The organism is Pseudomonas sp. 1, from assembly GCF_056626735.1.
The window spans coordinates 82,196-100,581 of record NZ_JBWXMQ010000004.1 but is presented as its reverse complement, the minus strand read 5'-3'; the positions used below and the strand labels follow the sequence as shown (position 1 = coordinate 100,581).

Here is an 18,386-nt window from a genome sequence, read left to right as displayed (position 1 = left end):
AACTGGCTATCGGCGAACGACCAGATACAAGCCGACGGCCACCATGATCCCGGCAGGCCAATGCCCCAATTCGTTCAGCGGACCACCGGCAGCGAGGATAGTACCTCCCGCCAGATGCGCACTGCCGAGCAGACGCAGGAACCAATCGTCCTTGCGTTTTTTCCACGGTGGCGGCGGGTCGTTGGCGTGCGGTTGGGACATCCTTTCGAGCAGATCGCGGGCCATGTTGGCCAGGTGCGGCAGCTGTTCGAACTGGCTCTGGACGTTGCCGAGCAAGGCTTTCGGGCTGACGCGCTCGCGCATCCAGCGTTCGAGGAACGGCTGCGCGGTGTTCCACAGATCGAGGTCCGGGTACAGCTGACGGCCCAGGCCTTCGATGTTCAGCAGGGTCTTTTGCAGCAATACGAGTTGCGGCTGCACTTCCATGTTGAAGCGGCGCGCGGTCTGGAACAGGCGCATCAGCACCTGGCCAAATGAAATATCTTTTAATGGTTTTTCGAAGATCGGCTCGCACACGGTGCGGATCGCCGCTTCGAATTCGTTGAGCTTGGTTTCCGCCGGCACCCAGCCCGAATCGATGTGCAATTGCGCCACACGGCGATAGTCGCGCTTGAAGAAGGCGAACAGGTTGCGCGCCAGATAGTCCTGGTCTTCCGGGGTCAGGCTGCCGACGATGCCGCAGTCGATCGCGATGTACTGCGGGCTCCACGGATTGACGGTGCTGACGAAGATGTTGCCCGGGTGCATGTCGGCGTGGAAGAAACTGTCGCGGAATACCTGGGTGAAGAAAATCTCCACGCCTCGTTCGGCGAGCATTTTCATGTCGGTGCGCTGGTCGGCAAGGGTCGCCAGATCGGTCACCTGAATCCCGTAGATGCGCTCCATCACCAGCACTTTCGGCCGGCACCAGTCCCAATAGACTTGCGGCACGTAGAGCAGCGGCGAGCCTTCGAAGTTGCGCCTCAACTGGCTGGCGTTGGCTGCCTCGCGCAACAGGTCGAGTTCGTCGTAGATGGTTTTTTCATAGTCGCTGACCACGTCCACCGGGTGCAGCAGGCGGGCGTCTGCCGAAACCTTCTCGGCGGCGCGGGCAAGGATGAACAGCCACGCCAGATCCTGGGCGATCACCGGTTTCAGGCCCGGGCGGATCACCTTCACCACCACTTCTTCACCGGTCTTCAGTTGTGCGGCGTGTACCTGCGCCACCGAGGCCGAGGCCAGCGGTTCGACGTCGAAGCGGCTGAACACTTCACTGATCTTTTTGCCCAGTTGTCCTTCGATCAGCTTGACCGACAGCTGCGAATCGAACGGCGGCACGCGGTCCTGCAACAGCATCAGTTCATCGGCGATGTCTTCCGGCAGCAGGTCGCGGCGGGTCGAGAGGATCTGCCCGAACTTGATGAAAATCGGCCCCAGGTCCTGCAACGCCAGGCGCAGGCGTGCGCCACGGCTGAGGTCCAGCGGCTTGCGCGGGAACCAGCGCCACGGCAGGACGTAGCGCAGCGCCAGCAGGAACCACGGCAAAGGCAGATCGAACAGCAGGTCATCGAGGCGGTAGCGGATCACGACGCGCTGGATGCGCAACAGACGGCGGACGGCGAGCAGCTTCATGCGTTATCGCTTGGGTCGAGGGATCGGGAAAGGCGCTCGAAGCGCGCCTCGAGACGTTCCAGATCGAGTTTGATCCGGTCCAGTTCGCTGAAACGGGCTTCGGCTTCGCGCTGCCCGACGAGGGTGCGCGATTCTTCGGCCAGGTATTCAGCGAGGTTCTGGTTGAGGCTGGCAAATCCTTGTTGATACCAGCGAGCGCGGCTGCGCAGGTGACCGCCGACCAGTTGCGTGGCGACAGGTCCCAGCCAGCGCGAGAGTTCGAACTCCCAGTCCAGCTCCAGATCCTGCAGGACTCCCGCCAGCTCCAGCAGCACGCCGCTGTCGCCGTCGAGTTCGACTTCCGGCGCGTGCAGCACCGCGGTCTTGTCCTTGCTCAGGGCCAGTTTCACCAGACTCGAGGCCGGGGCGCGCAGGGTGCAGTCGACGCCGGTTTCCCAGTGGGACGCCAGCATCAGGCCTTCGTCGCTCGGCAGGATGAACAGTTGCAGCGCCGGGCTGCGGCAATCCACGGCAATCACTTTGCCGGTCAGGTGCGCCAGCCTCGGCAGCGCCGTGCTGTCGAGACGCAGCACACGGTTGAGGCCGAGTTCGACGCTGGCGAGCAGCCCGGTCAGCAGCATCAGGGTTTGATGCCGCGGTGCAGGGCGACGATGCCTGCGGTCATGTTGTGATAGGTCACGCGGTCGAAACCGGCGTCGACCATCATCGACTTCAGGGTTTCCTGATTCGGGTGCATGCGGATCGATTCGGCCAGGTAGCGATAGCTTTCCGAGTCGTTGGTGATCAGCTTGCCCATCAGCGGCATGAAGGCGAACGAGTAGGCGTCATAGGCCTTGGACATCAGCGCGTTGGTCGGCTTGGAGAATTCCAGCACCAGCAGGCGGCCGCCGGGCTTGAGCACGCGCAGCATCGAACGCAGGGCGTCTTCTTTATGCGTCACGTTGCGCAGGCCGAAGGCGATGGTCACGCAGTCGAAATGGTTGTCCGGGAACGGCAGCTTTTCAGCGTCGGCCTGGACGAACTCGACGTTGCCCGACACACCGACATCCAGCAGGCGGTCACGACCGACCTTGAGCATGGATTCGTTGATGTCCGCGAGAACGACCTGACCGGTCGGGCCGACCAGGTGCGAGAATTTCTTGGTCAGGTCGCCGGTGCCGCCGGCGATGTCCAGCACGCGGTTGCCGGCGCGTACGCCCGACAGTTCGATCGCGAAGCGTTTCCACAGACGGTGCATGCCGCCCGACAGAAGGTCGTTCATCAGGTCGTACTTGGCGGCCACGGAGTGGAAAACCTCAGCGACTTTTTCCGCTTTCTGGCTTTCCGGAACGTTTTTGAAGCCGAAGTGAGTGGTGGGTTCGGCATCGCTGCCTTTGCGCTGATCAGTCATATCGCTGTCACCAAAAGAGAATGCGCGACATTCTAATCCCCAAGCCATGCTTTGTCTTGGAATGGCTAAAGGTAAGATGGGCAACCTTCGGGACGATTTGCCGCAGTGGCGGTCAAGATTCGTTGCAGGCATTCATAGCCCCATTCAAAAAGCAGGAGTCATTCAATGGCCCATATCAGTGTTGAGCGTGCCCACAGCCTGGGCAAGGAAGCGGCCCGCGAGAAAGCCGACAAACTGGCGCAGAAACTCTCCGATCAATATGGCCTGGAGCCGCAGTGGTCGGGCGATGTCCTGAACCTCAAGCGTTCGGGCGTGAAGGGCGCGGTGCATGTGGCCGAGGATTCGATTCGGGTCGACGTGGAACTGGGCCTGATGATGTCGGCCATGAGCGGCATGATCAAAGCCGAGATCGAAAAGGCGCTGGATAAAGCGCTGGTCTGATTTCTGCCTGAAATGAAATCCCCCTGTGGGAGCGAGCTTGCTCGCGAATGCGCACTGTCTGCTGACTGAAATGTTGGCTGATACAACGCCTTCGTCGGATCGCCGCCCGGAGCAAGCTCGCTCCCACATTTGTTTTGTGGTGTGCCCACCTGTTTTATGTCAGTTGTTAGGGTGCCGTTTCTAATTTTTCTCCCTACTTTGTGCCTGAGCCCGACACTCGTCAGGGCAGTTCCTCAAACCTTCTGCGCGTGAGGTGCACCATGGCCAAAGTCATTTTGAAGAAAAAAATCGACGCTTCGACTTCCGCTCTGAGCGACGTCAAATCCTATGCCCGCAAGATCTGGCTGGCAGGCCTGGGTGCCTACACCAAGGTCGGTCAGGAGGGCAGCGAGTACTTTCAAGAGCTGATCAAGGCTGGTCAAGCTGTTGAAAAGAAAGGCAAAAAAGCCGTCACCGAAAAACTCGAAGCGGCCAACGCCGAGATCGATGATGCCAAGAGCGAAGTCAGCTCTTTCAAAGGCCGGGTCGAAGTTCAGCTCGACAAGGTCGAGAAGGCGTTCGACACGCGTGTCGCCAGTGCCTTGAATCGTATCGGCATTCCGTCTAAACATGACGTTGAGGCACTCTCTGCTAAGCTCGATGAGCTGACGGCATTGCTCGAACGCGTCGCGCGTAAATCTTAAGGAGAACGGGATGGCTGGTAAAAAGAACACCGATAAAGAAGGCAGCTCGTGGATCGGAAAAGTCGAAGACTATTCCCGCAAGATCTGGCTGGCTGGTTTAGGCGTGTACTCGAAGATCGACACTGACGGCAGCAAACTCTTCGATACATTGGTCAAAGACGGCGAGAAAGCCGAGAAGCTCACCAAGGCTGCAGTCGGCAAGAAAGTCGATGCTGCCAAGGATTCTGCAAGCTCGGCAAAATCGCGCATCAGCGGCGTGAAAGATCGCGCGCTGGGCACCTGGGATCAACTGGAAGGGGCTTTCGACAAGCGCCTGAACAGTGCGATCTCGCGCCTGGGCGTACCGAGCCGCAACGAGGTGAAGGATCTGCACAAGAAGGTCGATACCCTGACCAAACAGATCGAAAAACTCACCGGCCTGAAAGCTCAGCCTGTCGCGGCCAAAACCGCAGCAGCCAAGCCTGCGGCCAAAACCGCTGCCAAGCCACTGGCTAAAGCCGCCAAACCGGCCGCAAAACCAGCAGCCAAAACTGCTGCCGCCAAGCCTGCTGCGAAAGCCGCGGCCAAACCGGTTGCTGCCAAGGCCGCCGCCAAGCCGGCTGCAAAACCAGCCGCCAAACCTGCGGCCAAGCCAGCAGCGAAAACCGCTGCCGCCAAACCCGCTGCCAAGCCTGCCGCCAAACCGGCTGCGGCGAAAAAACCGGCAGTGAAAAAACCGGCCGCGCCGAAAGCCGCTGCGCCGAAAGCTGCAGCACCAACACCGGTGACCACACCGCAAGCACTGGCAAGCACGTCGAACTCCGCCTCGGCTCCAACCCCGGCGCCTGCTCCGACTGCTGCATCGACTCCGTCGACGCCGACCAGTCAGTCCTGATTTTTCAGGGCTCAAGAAAACGCCCGGCCTGTGAAGGTCGGGCGTTTTTGTCTGGATGATTTGGAAGCCATCCTTCTCCTCAAAGGACAGGGCTTTGGCGTTATTCGTGATCTTCGAGGTACTGCCGCGCCATTCTCTCCGTCGCCACCTTCACCGGCGGCAACAGGTGTGGCGCCACCAGCATCATGATCTGGTACACCACCAGTCGCACTTCCCCTTCGCGATCGAGAATCCGCTGATAGTCCAGCGAGAACAGCAACGTCATGGTGATCTGCTCCACCAGTTGCCCCAGCGCCTGAGTGTCGCTGACCAACTGCCCCGACGCCTTCAGCCGCGCCAGCAATGACGCCAGCGTGCGCTTGAGCACGTTGAGGAACTGGCGAATGCCCTTGGCGAGTTTCGGCAGACGTCCGGCCAGGTTCGACAGGTCCTGGAACAGGAAGCGATATTGCGCCAGCCGTTCGACGATCAGGTGCAGGAACAGCCAGTAATCCTCTGGCGCCAGTTCGACATCGGCGGGCGGGTCGAGCAGCGGGGCGAGGTCGTTCTGGAAACGCTCGAACAATCCGAGAATCAGCGGTTCCTTGCCGTGGAAGTGGTAGTAGAGGTTGCCTGGGCTGATCCCCATTTCATTGGCAACCTCCATGGTGGAGACGTTCGGCTCGCCCTTTTCATTGAACAACTGCAGGGCACATTCGAGGATCCGTTCGCTTGTTTTCATCCAGTCTTCTTAAAGGGCTTGAGTCAGTCAGCGCACACGCACATAGGTGCCGGGTGCCGCTTCCATCGGTGGATAATTGGCGTTGCCGAGGGGCATCTGGGTTTCGCGAAGGGTGCCGGAGCGCTGCTGTACCCACTCCAGCCATTGCGGCCACCAACTGCCGTCGACTTTCCTGGCGTCGTAGTACCAGGCGCGCGGATCACTGCTGAGCTTTCCGTTCTCGACGTAATGGGCTTTCGGGTTGCCCGGCGGGTTGAGGATGCTCTGCACGTGGCCGCTGTTGGACAGCACGAAACGCCGCTCACCGCCCAGCAACAGCGTCGAGCGATACACCGCATCCCACGGCGTGATGTGGTCGTTCATGCCGCCCACGCTGAAACTGTCGACCGTGACCTTCTGCAGATCGATCGGCGTGCCGCACACTTCCAGCCCGCCCGGATGGGTCAACGGGTTGTGCTTGAAGAAATCCAGAATGTCGCCGTGAAACGCGGCGGGCAGGCGGGTGCTGTCGTTGTTCCAGTAGAGGATGTCGAACGCCGGCGGCTCCTTGCCCAGCAGGTAGTTGTTGACGAAATAACTCCAGATCAGATCGTTGGGGCGCATCCACGCGAACACCTTGGCCATGTCGCGACCGTCCAGCACGCCTTTCTGATAGGAGCGCCGCTTGGCCGCCTCGAGGGTTTGCTCATCGGCGAACAGGGTGGCCGGGGTGTTCATCTCACTGTCGAGCAGGCTCACCAGATAGGTGGCGCTGGAGACCCGCCGCAACTGCCGCTTGGCCTGCAGATGCCCTTGCAGCGCTGCGATGGTCAGCCCGCCGGCGCAGGCGCCCACCAGGTTGACCTCGCGAGCGCCGGTGATCGCCCGGCAGATGTTCATGGCTTCTTCCACGGCTTCGACATAGGTCGAGAGGCCCCATTCGCGATGCCGCACATCCGGGTTGCGCCAACTGATCATGAAGGTCTGCAAGCCGTTCTTCAGCGCAAACTGGACGAAGCTGTTGCTCGGGCTGAGGTCGAAAATGTAGTACTTGTTGATTTGCGGCGGCACCACCAGCAGCGGTTTCGAATACTGTTTTTCGCTCATCGGCCGGTACTGGATCAGCTCGAGCATTTCGTTGCGAAACACCACCGAGCCGGTGGTGGTGGCGACGGTCTTGCCGACTTCGAAAGCCTGTTTGGTGACCTGGCGTGGCAGGCCGTCGTTGTGCAGCAAATCATCGAACAGATGACTGAGACCGCGCACCAGACTGTGGCCGCCGGAGTTGAACAGCTCCTTCACCGCCAGCGGATTGAGCAGGGTGTTGGAGGGCGCCACGGCGTCGTTGAGCAGGGTGAAGGCGAAGTGCGCGCGGGCGCGGTCGTCATCGCTCATGCTGCTCTCGTCGATCCAGCTCTTGACCTGTTTCTGCCAGGCCAGATAAGCCTGAAGGCTGCGCCGATAGAACGGGTTCAGGCTCCACGCCGGATCGGCGAAGCGGCTGTCCTGCGGATTGGTCGGGTGCAGGGTTTCGCCGAGCAGCACGCGTCCGAGCGCGCCTCCCAGCTTCAAGGCGTGTTTTGCACTGTGGATCGGATTGCGCAGCCCGTAAGCCGCCACGCTGCGCAAGGTCGAGACCAGGTCACGCCCGCGCAGGCCGGTCATGGCACTCTGTGCATTGATGAACACGGCGGGGCTGGGCACGACGCCCGTCGCTGGTTTGTCACGCATGACTCAACACTCCTTCGTCTTCAGGCCAGAAACAAACACACCGAACCAGAACACCATAGACGCTGTTGCGGGTTGTTGCCTGCGCGGTTCCCTGCCACGCACCTGTGCGGATGCGTTGCAAAACGCTCTCCAGAAATCCGTGCCGGGACGGTTATCCGCCCAGCGGTGTCGGGTGCGGATGCATCACCGCACGCTGACGTTCCTCCTGGAGGAACTTCATGATGATCGGCGCCACCGCCTCGGCCCGGGTAATCAGGAACAGATGCCCGTCGTCGATGATGTGCAACTGCGCGTTGGGGATTCGCCAGGCGAGCATGCGCATGTTGATCAGCGGGATCAGCGGGTCGTCATCGCCGGCCAGCACCAGCGTCGGCTGGTGGATCTTGTGCAGCCAGTGAATGCTGGTCCAGCCCAGGCCTGCGAACAGTTGCCAGTAGTAGCCGAGCTTGCCCGCCGAGCGCACCTTGGCCGCATGGCTGGCGGCGAGTGTCGGGTCGCGACGGAACGAGCCGCCGTAGATCATCGGGGCGATGCGGATCACATGGGACGGCTGGATGTAGCGCCGTGGGCTGGCCATCATCCACAGCACTTTCGGCTTGCCCGGCACCATCACCGCACCGGCAGCGGTCGCCGCCAGCACCAGCTTCTTGCAGCGCTCGGGATAGTCGTAGGCGAACTGCTGCGCCAGTGCACCACCCCAGGACACGCCGATCACGTTGACCTGTCCGTAGTCGAGGTAATCGAGCATCCGTGCGGTGAGCTTCGCCAGCCCCGGAAAACGGTACGGTCGGCTCGGCGTCGAGGAACCGCCGACACCGGGCACGTCGAAGGCGATCACTTCCAGATCCGGATCCAGCGCCGCGACAAAAGGAAACACCAGCTCCAGGTTGGCGCCGATGCCGTTGAATATCAGCAAGGGCGTCAAGTGAGGCTTGCCGGGGCGGACCGCCGTGCGGATGGTCTGGCCATCGAGCTCGACGGTTCGAAAGATGAACGGGTGCGGCATGCTTCAGGGCCCTGTGGGTGAAATCTCTATCTCATCTTTAACTGTGGGAGCGAGCTTGCTCGCGAAAGCGGCGGATCAGTCGACTTCAATGTTGAATGTCAGTCCGCCTTCGTCGGAACGCCGCCCGGAGCAAGCTCGCTCCCACAGATGTCGGTTACCGCTCGTGAACGTAAGTGCCCGGCGACGCTTCGCCTGCCGGGAACGCCTTGTTGCCCAGCTTCGTCGGTGCCTTTTTCAATTCGCCCGAACGTGCCGCCTGCCAGGCTTGCCAGTGCAGCCACCAGGAATCGGCATGCTTGGTCGAATTTTCCTGCCAGTCATCGGCATTGGCGGTCATTTCGTCGCTGGTCATGTAGCGCGATTTCGGGTTGCCCGGCGGGTTCAGAATGCTCTGGATATGCCCGCTGCTGGACAGCACGAACTCCACCTTGCCGCCAAACAGCTGCGCCGACTTGTAGCAGGACTTCCACGGCGTGATGTGGTCGTTGGTGCCGGCCAGCGAGAAGATGTCGGCCGTGACCTTCTTGAGGTCGATCGGCGTGCCGCACACTTCCAGTGCATCGGGGCGGGTCAATGGATTGTTTTTGAACATCTCGATCAGGTCGCCGTGGAACGCGGCCGGCAGTCGAGTCGTATCGTTGTTCCAGAACAGGATGTCGAACACCGGCGGCTCGTTGCCCAGCAGGTAGTTGTTGACCCAGTAGTTCCAGATCAGATCGTTGGGGCGCATCCAGGCGAAGACCTTGGCCATGTCTTTGCCTTCAAGCACACCGGCCTGATAGGAGTGCCGCTTGGCCATTTCCAGCGTCTGCTCGTCGACGAACAACGCGACGTCGCTGTCGAGCGTGGTATCGAGCACGCTGACCAGCAGAGTCAGGGCATTGACCTTGTTCTCACCCGTCGCCGCATAGTGGCCGAGCAGGGCGGTGCAGGTGATGCCGCCGGAGCAGGCGCCGAGCATGTTGACGTCCTTGCTGCCGGTGATCGCGGTGACCACGTCAACCGCTTCCTTCAAGGCTTCGATGTAAGTCGAGAGGCCCCACTCGCGCTGTTCCTTGGTCGGGTTGCGCCAGCTGACGATGAAGGTCTGCACATTGTTGCGCAGGCAGAAACGCGCCAGGCTCTTGTCCGGGCTCAGGTCGAAGACGTAGAACTTGTTGATCTGCGGCGGCACCACCAGCAGCGGGCGCTCGTGCACTTGCTCGGTGATCGGCTTGTACTGGATCAGTTCCAGCACGTCGTTGCGAAATACCACCGCGCCTTCGGTCACGCCCAGGCTCTTGCCGACCTCGAACGCGCCCATGTTGACCTGGCTCGGCATGCCGCCGTTGTGCACCAGATCCTTGGCCAGATGCGAGAGACCGTCGAGCAGGCTCTTGCCGCCGGTCTCGAAGAAGCGTTTGACCGCCGCCGGGTTGGCCATGCTGTTGGTCGGCGCCATGGCTTCGGTCATCAGGTTGATCACGAAGTGGCCACGCGCGATGTCCTTGGGCGAGAGGCTGCTGTCGTCGATCCAGGCATGGAGTTCCTTGCGCCATGCCAGATAAGTCTGCAGATAACGTTTGTACAGCGGGTTCTGACTCCACGCCGGATCGACAAAGCGACGGTCATCGCCCGCCGGTTGCAGTTCCGATTTGCCGAACAGCACGTTCTTCAGTTCGAGGCCGAACCGGGTGACGTGCGTGACGCTATGGATCGGTTGTTTGATGGCCTGGGTCAGCACCATTCGAGCAGAGGCCAGCAGATCCTTTCCGCGAAGCCCAACGACAGGATTCAGCCCCAGGGTGTTCTCCGAGGCCTGGTACTTCAAATCATCGTTATTCTTGTTACTCATCTACGACGCTCCATTGTCCTGAGACGAGTACCCGGTTTCTGCTGTGCAGTTCCACAGCCAATGCCAGGTACTACTGCTCGGGTGACCGTTGATTCTGCATAGCTGCTTTACAGTCGTAGAGCACTGCAGGGAACTTGCCAGTTCCATTGGTTACCCGAGATTGATTTTTTTCGCAAGCAGCCGATCCCGGGCCGCTTTAGCGGAGCATTCAAACAGATGAATCTAGAAAATGCCCTCTAAACAGTCCGAGCCGCGGACTAGAGCATCAGCTTGACGACGGACTGATCCGGGTCGCGGGTTTTGCCGGCGGCTTTGAGTTCGGCCAGATAATCCGCCCAGAGTGCGTCATAACGTCGCCCCAGCTCGTACAGGTAATCCCAGGTGAACAGACCGCTGTCGTGACCGTCGTCGAAGGTCAGTTTCAGTGCGTACTGACCGGCCGGTTCTACCTTGGTCAGGCCGACGTGCAGTTTGCCGAATTGCAGGATCGGTTTGCCGTGGCCCTGGACCTCGGCGGAGGGGGAGTGCACGCGCAGGAATTCGGCGGGCAGGGTGTATTCCTCGCCGGACGCGTATTTGAGCGACAGGGTTTTCGAGGCTTTGTGCAGTTTGATGTCGGTGGGGAGTTGGGTCATGGGCTGGCGTCCGAAGTGTGGGCGACCCTTAAGCAAATGTGGGAGCGAGCTTGCTCGCGAAAGCGGTGTGTCAGACAACATTGATATCGACTGACACGGCCTCTTCGCGAGCAAGCTCGCTCCCACAGGGTCCGCTACTACTGTAAGTATGGCTTACAGGATATAACGGGACAGGTCTTCGTTCTGCGCCAATTCGCCCAGGTGGCTGTTGACGTACTCGGCGTCGATCTGGATAGCCGTGTCATCGTGGGCGCTGGCCAGATCGCCGGCACTGAACGACACCTCTTCCAGCAGACGCTCGAGCAGCGTGTGCAGGCGACGGGCACCGATGTTCTCGGTCTTCTCGTTGACCTGCCAGGCGATCTCCGCCAGACGCTTGATGCCTTCGGGCTGGAACTGGATGTTCAGGCCTTCGGTTTTCAGCAGCGCGCAGTATTGCTCGGTGAGCGAGGCGTGCGGTTCGCTGAGGATGCGTTCGAAATCCTGCGGGCTCAGGGCCTTGAGTTCAACGCGGATCGGCAGACGGCCTTGCAGCTCCGGCACCAGATCGCTCGGCTTGCTCAGGTGGAAAGCACCGGAGGCGATGAACAGGATGTGGTCGGTCTTGACCATGCCCAGCTTGGTGTTGACGGTGCAGCCTTCGATCAGCGGCAGCAGGTCACGTTGCACGCCTTCGCGGGATACATCGGCACCACCGACATTGCCGCGCTTGGCGACCTTGTCGATTTCGTCGATGAACACGATGCCGTGCTGCTCGACCGCTTCCAGGGCCTTGGCCTTCAACTCTTCTTCGTTGACCAGACGACCGGCTTCTTCATCGCGCACCAGTTTCAGCGCTTCCTTGACCTTGAGCTTGCGGGCCTTCTTCTTGCCCTTGCCCATGTTGGCGAACAGGTTCTGCAACTGGTTGGTCATTTCTTCCATGCCCGGAGGCGTGGCGATTTCGATGCCGGCCATTTCGGCGACTTCGATCTCGATTTCCTTGTCGTCCAGCTGACCTTCGCGCAGGCGCTTGCGGAACAGTTGGCGAGTGTTGGAATCCTGGGTCGGCGCTTCTTCGTTGCCGAAGCCCATGCGTGCCGGTGGCAGCAGGGCGTCGAGGATACGGTCCTCGGCGGCGTCTTCGGCGCGGTGACGAACGCGGGTCATTTCCTGCTCGCGCAGCATCTTGATTGCGGCATCGGCCAGATCACGGATGATCGATTCGACGTCACGGCCGACGTAGCCGACTTCGGTGAACTTGGTCGCTTCGACCTTGATGAACGGTGCGTTGGCCAGTTTGGCCAGGCGACGGGCGATTTCGGTTTTACCGACACCGGTCGGGCCGATCATCAGGATGTTCTTCGGGGTCACTTCAACGCGCAGCTCTTCAGGCAGCTGCATGCGGCGCCAGCGGTTGCGCAGGGCAATCGCGACAGCGCGCTTGGCATCGTCCTGGCCGATGATGTGGCGGTTGAGTTCGTGGACGATTTCGCGGGGAGTCATGGACATAATAATTGACGGTCCTCAAGCAGAAACAAGCCGTGGCACAGGGGCCGCGTCAGGCTTATTCAGCGAGATCCTGCTCCTCAATGGTCTGGGTGTGGTTGGTGAATACACAGATGTCGCCGGCGATGCCGAGAGCGGTCTCGACGATTTCGCGGGCCGACAGGTCGGTCTTCTTCAGCAGGGCGCTGGCGGCGGCTTGCGCATAGGCGCCACCGGAACCCATGGCGATCAGGCCGTCCTCGGGTTCGACCACGTCACCGTTGCCGGTGATGATCAGGGATGCGTCCTTGTTGGCGACCGCAAGCATCGCTTCGAGGCGGCTCAGGGAGCGGTCGGTGCGCCATTCTTTGGCGAGTTCGACGGCAGCGCGGATCAGGTGGCCCTGATGTTTCTCGAGCTGGCCTTCGAAACGTTCGAACAGGGTGAAGGCGTCGGCGGTGGCACCGGCGAATCCGGCAATGACTTCACCGTGGTACAGGCGACGAACTTTCTTCGCGTTGCCTTTCATCACGGTGTTGCCGAGTGAAACCTGGCCGTCGCCGCCCATGACGACTTTGCCGTGGCGGCGGACTGAAACGATGGTGGTCAAGGGAAGAGTCTCCACACTGCGGGGCGAAAATGCCTTATGCCCACTCATATGGGGGTGGTGGAGAGGATTTCAACTGCGGGGCGGGAGAGGGGACGAGCGGTGGTTTGCGTGGGGTCGTTCCCACGCAAAGCAGCGTGATCGTTCCCACGCTCCGCGCGGGAATGCCTCAATGGACGCTCCGCGTCCCTGCGGCAAGGGATGCGGAGGGTCCCGGGCTACATTCCCACGCAGAGCGTGGGAACGATCAGTGGGGAGTTGTCAGCGGCTCTGGCGTTGTTGTAACAACAGGTTGCTGAAGCCCGCGCCCGCCAGTTGTTTCTGGGCGGTGGTCAGTTGTTCGCGATTGCTGAACGGACCGACCAGTACGCGGTACCAGGTTTCATCCTTCACCGTCCCGGATTCAACCGCGACCGCCTGGCCGAGCAGAATGATCTGCGCGCGGACCTTGTCGGCATCCGTCTCTTTGCGGAACGAGCCGGCCTGCAGGAAGAATTTGGTCACCGGTGCAGCCTTGGTCACCGGTGGCGCTGGCGGCGGCGTGATCCCGGCCAGTGCCGCCTGCGCGCGCGCCGTGTCGATCTTCGCCGCTTCGGCCGGGGTCACCGGCGTGGTCGGGATCGCCGGCACTTGTGGCGTCGGCAGGGTTTTCTCCGGCACCGCGTCCGGCGGCACGATCACTTCCGATTCCGGCAGCAGGGTGTAGAAGTCGTACTTCGGCTTCACCGGTTGCGTCGGGCTCGGCGGGGTCTTGTTGGCCTCGGCGATCTTGGTGGCTTTCTGTTGTTGCTGTTGCTCAATCTTCTCGCGCTTGACCGTGTCGCTGCCCTTGCCCGGCTCCAGTTTCATCAGGAACACGATGAACGCGCCGACCGTCAGGCCGATGGCCATCCACAGCCAGCCCGGAATTGGCTGCTTCGCTGGAGCTTGGTAACGGCTGGCGCCACGCTTGGGTGCAGGTTTTTTCTTGGCAGCCAACTTACATGCGCTCCAGGGTTTCCAGGCCGAGCAGTTCCAGGCCTTGCTTGAGGGTACGGCCGGTCAGCGCGGCAAGGCGCAGACGGCTTTGCATTTGTGCCGGAGTTTCGGCGGCGAGGATCGGGCAGTTCTCGTAGAAGCTGGAGAACAGGCCGGCAACATCGTACAGGTAGGTGCACAGAGTGTGTGGCGTGCCCTTTTCCGCAACGTTGTTCAGCACTTCACCGAACTGCGCCAGTTTGGCCGCCAGTTCCTGCTCGTGCGCCGCTTCGAGGACGATCTGGCCGTCGACTTCGCTGAAATCCTTGCCCAGTTTGCGGAACACGCCGGCCACGCGAGTGTAGGCGTACAGCAGGTACGGCGCGGTGTTGCCTTCGAAGTTGAGCATCAGGTCGAAGTTGAAGCTGTAGTCGCTGGTGCGGTGCTTCGACAGGTCGGCGTATTTCACCGCGCCGATGCCGACCACTTTGGCGATCGAGCGAAGTTCGTCTTCGGCCAGCGTCGGGTTCTTTTCCTTTACCAGGTTGTAGGCACGTTCCTGCGCTTCGGTCAGCAGGTCGATCAGCTTCACGGTGCCGCCGTCACGGGTCTTGAACGGACGGCCGTCGGCGCCGTTCATGGTGCCGAAGCCCATGTGCTCCATTTCCATCGGATGGGTCACGAAACCGGCCTTGCGCGCCACGGCGAACACTTGCTGGAAGTGCAGGGCCTGACGCTGGTCGACGAAGTACAGCGCACGGTCGGCCTTGAGTTTGCCGCTGCGGTAGCGCACGGCGGCCAGGTCGGTGGTGGCGTACAGGTAGCCGCCGTCGGCCTTGACGATGATCACCGGCAGCGGCTCGCCTTCGGCGTTCTTGAATTCGTCGAGGAACACGCACTGGGCGCCGTTGCTTTCGACCAGCATGCCGGCGGCTTTCAGGTCGTTGACCACGTTGATCAGGTCGTCGTTGTAGGCGCTTTCGCCCATCACGTCGGCCATGGTCAATTTGACGTTGAGCAGTTCGTAGATCTTCTGGCAGTGCGACAGCGAGATGTCCTTGAACTTGGTCCACAGCGCCAGGCACTCGGCATCGCCGGCCTGCAGCTTGACCACCAGGCCACGGGCGCGGTCGGCGAATTCCGGGGACTCGTCGAAGCGCTGCTTGGCGGCGCGGTAGAAGTTTTCCAGGTCCGACAGCTCGTCGCTGGTGATCGGGTTTTCCTGCAGGTACGCCATCAGCATGCCGAACTGGGTGCCCCAGTCACCGACGTGGTTCTGACGGATCACGGTATCGCCGAGAAACTCCAGCACACGGGCCACGCCGTCGCCGATGATGGTCGAGCGCAGGTGACCAACGTGCATCTCTTTGGCCAGGTTCGGTGCCGACAGGTCGACCACCGTGCGTTGCGCCGGGCCGGCCTTGCGCACGCCGACGTGATCATCGGCCAGGGCGGCGTCGAGGCGCGAGGCCAGCGCCTGGGTGTTCTGGAAGAAATTAATGAAACCAGGGCCGGCGATTTCGGCCTTGGTGACGTTCTCGTCGGCCGGCAGGGCGGCGATGATTTTTTCTGCCAGGTCGCGTGGCTTCATGCCCGCAGGCTTGGCCAGCATCATCGCGATGTTGCTGGCGAAGTCGCCGTGGGTCTTGTCCCGGGCGTTTTCCACCTGGATCGCCGGCGTCAGGCCTTCAGGCAACACACCTTCGTTGACGAGTTGGGTGAGGGCTTGTTGGATCAGCTGGCGAATGGTGTCTTTCATGGTCTTCTCTTTCGACCGCAAGCGCGGCGGCGCATCGATGCGCGGGTGGAAAAACTGGGCATTATCCGTTGCGAAGACGGGCTTGCCAACCTTAGCAGGCAGGATGTGGATGTGTGGTGACAATTCGTCAGCCATCGCTGGCAAGCCAGCTCCCACAAGAGCGATGCAATTTCCCTGTGGGAGCTGGCTTGCCTGCGATAGCAATCGATCAATCAATACAAGTCGACGGGATCGACATCCAGCGACCAGCGCACCGCCCGGCCGCTTGGCATCTGTTCCAGCACCAGCAGCCAGCTCGCCAGCAATCGGTGCAGCGGCGCCCGGGCCGTGGCCTGCAACAGCAGCTGCGCGCGGAAGCGCCCGGCGCGGCGCTCCATTGGCGCTGGCACCGGTCCCAGCAGTTCGATCCCGCTCAGGTTCTGTTCGGCCAGCAAACGCTCGGCCTCGCTGCACGCTTCATCAAGAAAGCCTTCGGCCTGCCCCGGCTTGTGCGCTTCGGCGCGCAGCAGGGCGAGGTGGGCGAACGGCGGCAGGCCGGCGGCGCGGCGTTCGCTCAGGGCCTGCTCGGCGAAGGCGAAGTAACCCTGCTCGGTCAGTTGCACCAATAAAGGATGGTCGGCCAGATGCGTCTGGATGATCACCTTGCCCGGCTCTTCCGCCCGCCCGGCGCGTCCGGCGACCTGCACGATCAGTTGTGCCATGCGCTCGCTGGCGCGAAAGTCGCCGGAGAACAGTCCGCCGTCGGCATCAAGGATTGACACCAGCGTCACCCGAGGAAAGTGGTGACCCTTGGCCAACATCTGGGTGCCGACCAGAATGCACGGCTGGCCTTTCTGGATGGTGGCGAACAACTGGTTCATCGCGTCCTTGCGCGAGGTGCTGTCCCGGTCGACGCGCAGCACCGGATAGTCCGGGAACAGAATCGCCAGCCGTTCTTCGGCGCGCTCGGTGCCGGCGCCCACCGGCCGCAGATCGACCTTGTTGCACTTCGGGCATTGGCGCGGCACTCGCTCGACGTAACCGCAATGGTGGCAGCGCAATTCGCCATAGCGCTGATGCACGGTCATCCGCGCATCACAGCGCTGGCACTCGGACATCCAGCCGCAGTCGTGGCACAGCAAGGTCGGGGCAAACCCGCGGCGGTTGAGGAACACCAATACCTGCTGGCCGGCGGCGAGGGTCTGGCCGATGGCTTGTTGCATCGGTCCGGAAATACCACTGTCCAGCGGGCGACTTTTTACATCCAGGCGCAGGAATCGTGGCGGCTTGGCACCGCCAGCGCGTTCGTTCATTCGCAGCAGTCCGTAGCGACCGGTGTAGGCGTTGTGCAGGCTTTCCAGCGATGGCGTGGCGGAACCGAGCACGATCGGGATGTTTTCCTGGCGCGCCCGTACCAGCGCCAGATCCCGCGCGTGGTAGCGCAGGCCTTCCTGCTGTTTATAGGAACCGTCGTGTTCTTCGTCGATGATGATCAGCCCCGGATTCTTCATCGGGGTGAACAGCGCCGAGCGGGTGCCGATAATAATGTCGGCCTCGCCATCGCGGGCGGCAAGCCAGGCATCCAGACGATCACGATCGTTGACCGCCGAGTGCAGCAGGGCGATGCGCGCGTTGAAACGTTGTTCGAAACGGGCGAGGGTCTGCGGGCCGAGGTTGATCTCCGGTATCAGCACCAGCGCCTGTTTGCCGGCCTCGAGGGTTTCGCGGATCAACTGCAAATAGACTTCGGTCTTGCCGCTGCCGGTTACCCCGGCCAGCAGGAACGCGTGATAACTGTCGAACCCGGCGCGAATCGCTTCATAGGCGGCGCGCTGCTCGCTGTTGAGCGGCAGTTCGGGCTGGGCCAGCCAGTGTTCGTGGCGCGCGCCGGGGGCGTGGCGGCGCACTTCGACCTGCACCAGATCCTTGGCCAGCAGCAGATCGAGGCTGTCCTTGCTCAGCATCAGTTTGCTCAGCAACTGATGGGCGACGCCATGAGGGTGCTGGGCCAGCGTCGCCAGGGCTTCACGCTGGCGCGGGGCGCGGGCGATGCGCGGGTCATCGAGGCTGGCGCCGGGAGTCGCCGACCAGAAACGTTCCTGACGGGCCTCGGCCAGTTCGCCCTGACGCAGCAGCACCGGCAGCGCCCAGCTCAGGGTATCGCCGAGGCTGTGCTGATAATACTGGGCGGTCCACAGGCAAAGCTTGAACAGCGCCGGCGGCAGCGGTGCGGTGGCGTCGAGCAGGGCGAGCGCCGGTTTGAGCTTCTCCAACGGGACTTCGCTGGTGTCAGTGACCTCCACCAGAATCCCGATCATCTCCCGCCGGCCAAACGGCACCCGCAGGCGCATGCCCGGTTGCAACTGCGAACGCAGCACGCCGGCCGGGGCCCGATAGTCGAACAGGCGGCGCAGGGGCGAAGGCAGGGCGAGGCGCAGAATGGCGTCGGGCACGCGGGGGATTCTCGATAGCAACGATAAAAGGGATTGGTATTCAATCTGTGGGAGCGAGGCTGCTCGCGAAAACGGTGCGTCAGGCGGCTGATATGTTGCTGACAGATCGCCTTCGAGAGCAAGCTCGCTCCCACAGGGATCGCGCAATGGGCCGGGAGCCTAGCAGACGGTCGGTCTCAGTGACAGCTTGCGTGATCGGGATTGTCTGGTAGAATCCGCGGCCTAATTACGTGCGGTATTCAACAATCGTGTTGGATGG

The 18,386-nt window shown here is 61.6% G+C and carries 16 protein-coding genes; 3 read left to right on the top strand and 13 right to left on the bottom strand.

What is annotated here, in order from left to right:
• Positions 1-6: 6 nt before the first annotated feature.
• Genes ubiB through ubiE form a run of 3 tightly spaced genes read right to left on the bottom strand, consistent with a single transcriptional unit; the run spans position 7 to position 3,001 of the window.
• On the bottom strand, positions 7-1,611 hold the full coding sequence (gene ubiB, locus AC1MDC_RS07795) for a ubiquinone biosynthesis regulatory protein kinase UbiB (protein ID WP_085698101.1): 1,605 nt from the start codon (positions 1,609-1,611) through the stop codon (positions 7-9).
• Positions 1,608-2,231, bottom strand: a complete 624-nt coding sequence (locus AC1MDC_RS07790; protein ID WP_085702675.1) for a ubiquinone biosynthesis accessory factor UbiJ — start codon at positions 2,229-2,231, stop codon at positions 1,608-1,610. Before AC1MDC_RS07790 ends, ubiB begins: the two co-directional genes overlap by 4 nt.
• Positions 2,231-3,001, bottom strand: a complete 771-nt coding sequence (gene ubiE, locus AC1MDC_RS07785) for a bifunctional demethylmenaquinone methyltransferase/2-methoxy-6-polyprenyl-1,4-benzoquinol methylase UbiE (protein WP_007952418.1) — start codon at positions 2,999-3,001, stop codon at positions 2,231-2,233. The genes AC1MDC_RS07790 and ubiE overlap by 1 nt, the downstream gene beginning before the upstream one ends.
• 165 nt (positions 3,002-3,166) lie before the next feature.
• Here ubiE and AC1MDC_RS07780 point away from each other — a divergent pair, with 165 nt between their 5' ends.
• From AC1MDC_RS07780 to AC1MDC_RS07770, 3 genes are all read left to right on the top strand, one after another.
• Complete coding sequence (locus AC1MDC_RS07780; RefSeq protein WP_007952417.1) at positions 3,167-3,442, top strand: polyhydroxyalkanoic acid system family protein; 276 nt, start codon at positions 3,167-3,169, stop codon at positions 3,440-3,442.
• A gap of 260 nt (positions 3,443-3,702) precedes the next feature.
• Positions 3,703-4,125 carry a phasin family protein gene (locus tag AC1MDC_RS07775; protein WP_480392794.1) on the top strand — a complete coding sequence of 141 codons (423 nt, stop codon included), beginning with the start codon at positions 3,703-3,705 and terminating at the stop codon, positions 4,123-4,125.
• Positions 4,126-4,135: 10 nt separating this feature from the next.
• Positions 4,136-4,999, top strand: a complete 864-nt coding sequence (locus AC1MDC_RS07770; protein WP_480392793.1) for a phasin family protein — start codon at positions 4,136-4,138, stop codon at positions 4,997-4,999.
• Positions 5,000-5,099: 100 nt separating this feature from the next.
• Here AC1MDC_RS07770 and AC1MDC_RS07765 read toward each other — a convergent pair whose 3' ends face one another.
• From AC1MDC_RS07765 to AC1MDC_RS07720, 10 genes are all read right to left on the bottom strand, one after another.
• Positions 5,100-5,720 (bottom strand): TetR/AcrR family transcriptional regulator, encoded by a 621-nt coding sequence (locus AC1MDC_RS07765; protein ID WP_085698104.1) that lies wholly within the window; start codon positions 5,718-5,720, stop codon positions 5,100-5,102.
• A gap of 27 nt (positions 5,721-5,747) precedes the next feature.
• Entirely contained in the window at positions 5,748-7,430 is a 1,683-nt protein-coding gene (gene phaC / locus AC1MDC_RS07760) for a class II poly(R)-hydroxyalkanoic acid synthase (RefSeq protein WP_085704928.1), read from the bottom strand.
• A 151-nt stretch (positions 7,431-7,581) separates the two neighbouring features.
• A complete protein-coding gene (gene phaZ / locus AC1MDC_RS07755) occupies positions 7,582-8,436 on the bottom strand; it encodes a poly(3-hydroxyalkanoate) depolymerase (protein ID WP_007952412.1) in 855 nt (284 codons plus the stop codon).
• A 154-nt stretch (positions 8,437-8,590) separates the two neighbouring features.
• Positions 8,591-10,270, bottom strand: coding sequence for a class II poly(R)-hydroxyalkanoic acid synthase (gene phaC / locus AC1MDC_RS07750; RefSeq protein ID WP_085698106.1), 1,680 nt, complete (start codon positions 10,268-10,270; stop codon positions 8,591-8,593).
• 257 nt (positions 10,271-10,527) lie between these two features.
• The gene (locus tag AC1MDC_RS07745; protein ID WP_085698107.1) at positions 10,528-10,905 is read right to left on the bottom strand and encodes a gamma-butyrobetaine hydroxylase family protein; all 378 of its coding nucleotides are present in this window, start codon (positions 10,903-10,905) and stop codon (positions 10,528-10,530) included.
• A gap of 153 nt (positions 10,906-11,058) precedes the next feature.
• The gene (hslU, locus tag AC1MDC_RS07740; protein WP_085704930.1) at positions 11,059-12,396 is read right to left on the bottom strand and encodes an ATP-dependent protease ATPase subunit HslU; all 1,338 of its coding nucleotides are present in this window, start codon (positions 12,394-12,396) and stop codon (positions 11,059-11,061) included.
• A 55-nt stretch (positions 12,397-12,451) separates the two neighbouring features.
• Entirely contained in the window at positions 12,452-12,982 is a 531-nt protein-coding gene (gene hslV, locus AC1MDC_RS07735; protein ID WP_039772440.1) for an ATP-dependent protease subunit HslV, read from the bottom strand.
• A 258-nt stretch (positions 12,983-13,240) separates the two neighbouring features.
• Positions 13,241-13,957, bottom strand: a complete 717-nt coding sequence (locus tag AC1MDC_RS07730) for an SPOR domain-containing protein (protein ID WP_011332070.1) — start codon at positions 13,955-13,957, stop codon at positions 13,241-13,243.
• Between the two features lies 1 nt (position 13,958).
• The gene (gene argS / locus AC1MDC_RS07725; RefSeq protein WP_085704997.1) at positions 13,959-15,695 is read right to left on the bottom strand and encodes an arginine--tRNA ligase; all 1,737 of its coding nucleotides are present in this window, start codon (positions 15,693-15,695) and stop codon (positions 13,959-13,961) included.
• Between the two features lie 212 nt (positions 15,696-15,907).
• On the bottom strand, positions 15,908-18,127 hold the full coding sequence (locus tag AC1MDC_RS07720) for a primosomal protein N' (RefSeq protein WP_480392792.1): 2,220 nt from the start codon (positions 18,125-18,127) through the stop codon (positions 15,908-15,910).
• Positions 18,128-18,386: the final 259 nt, after the last annotated feature.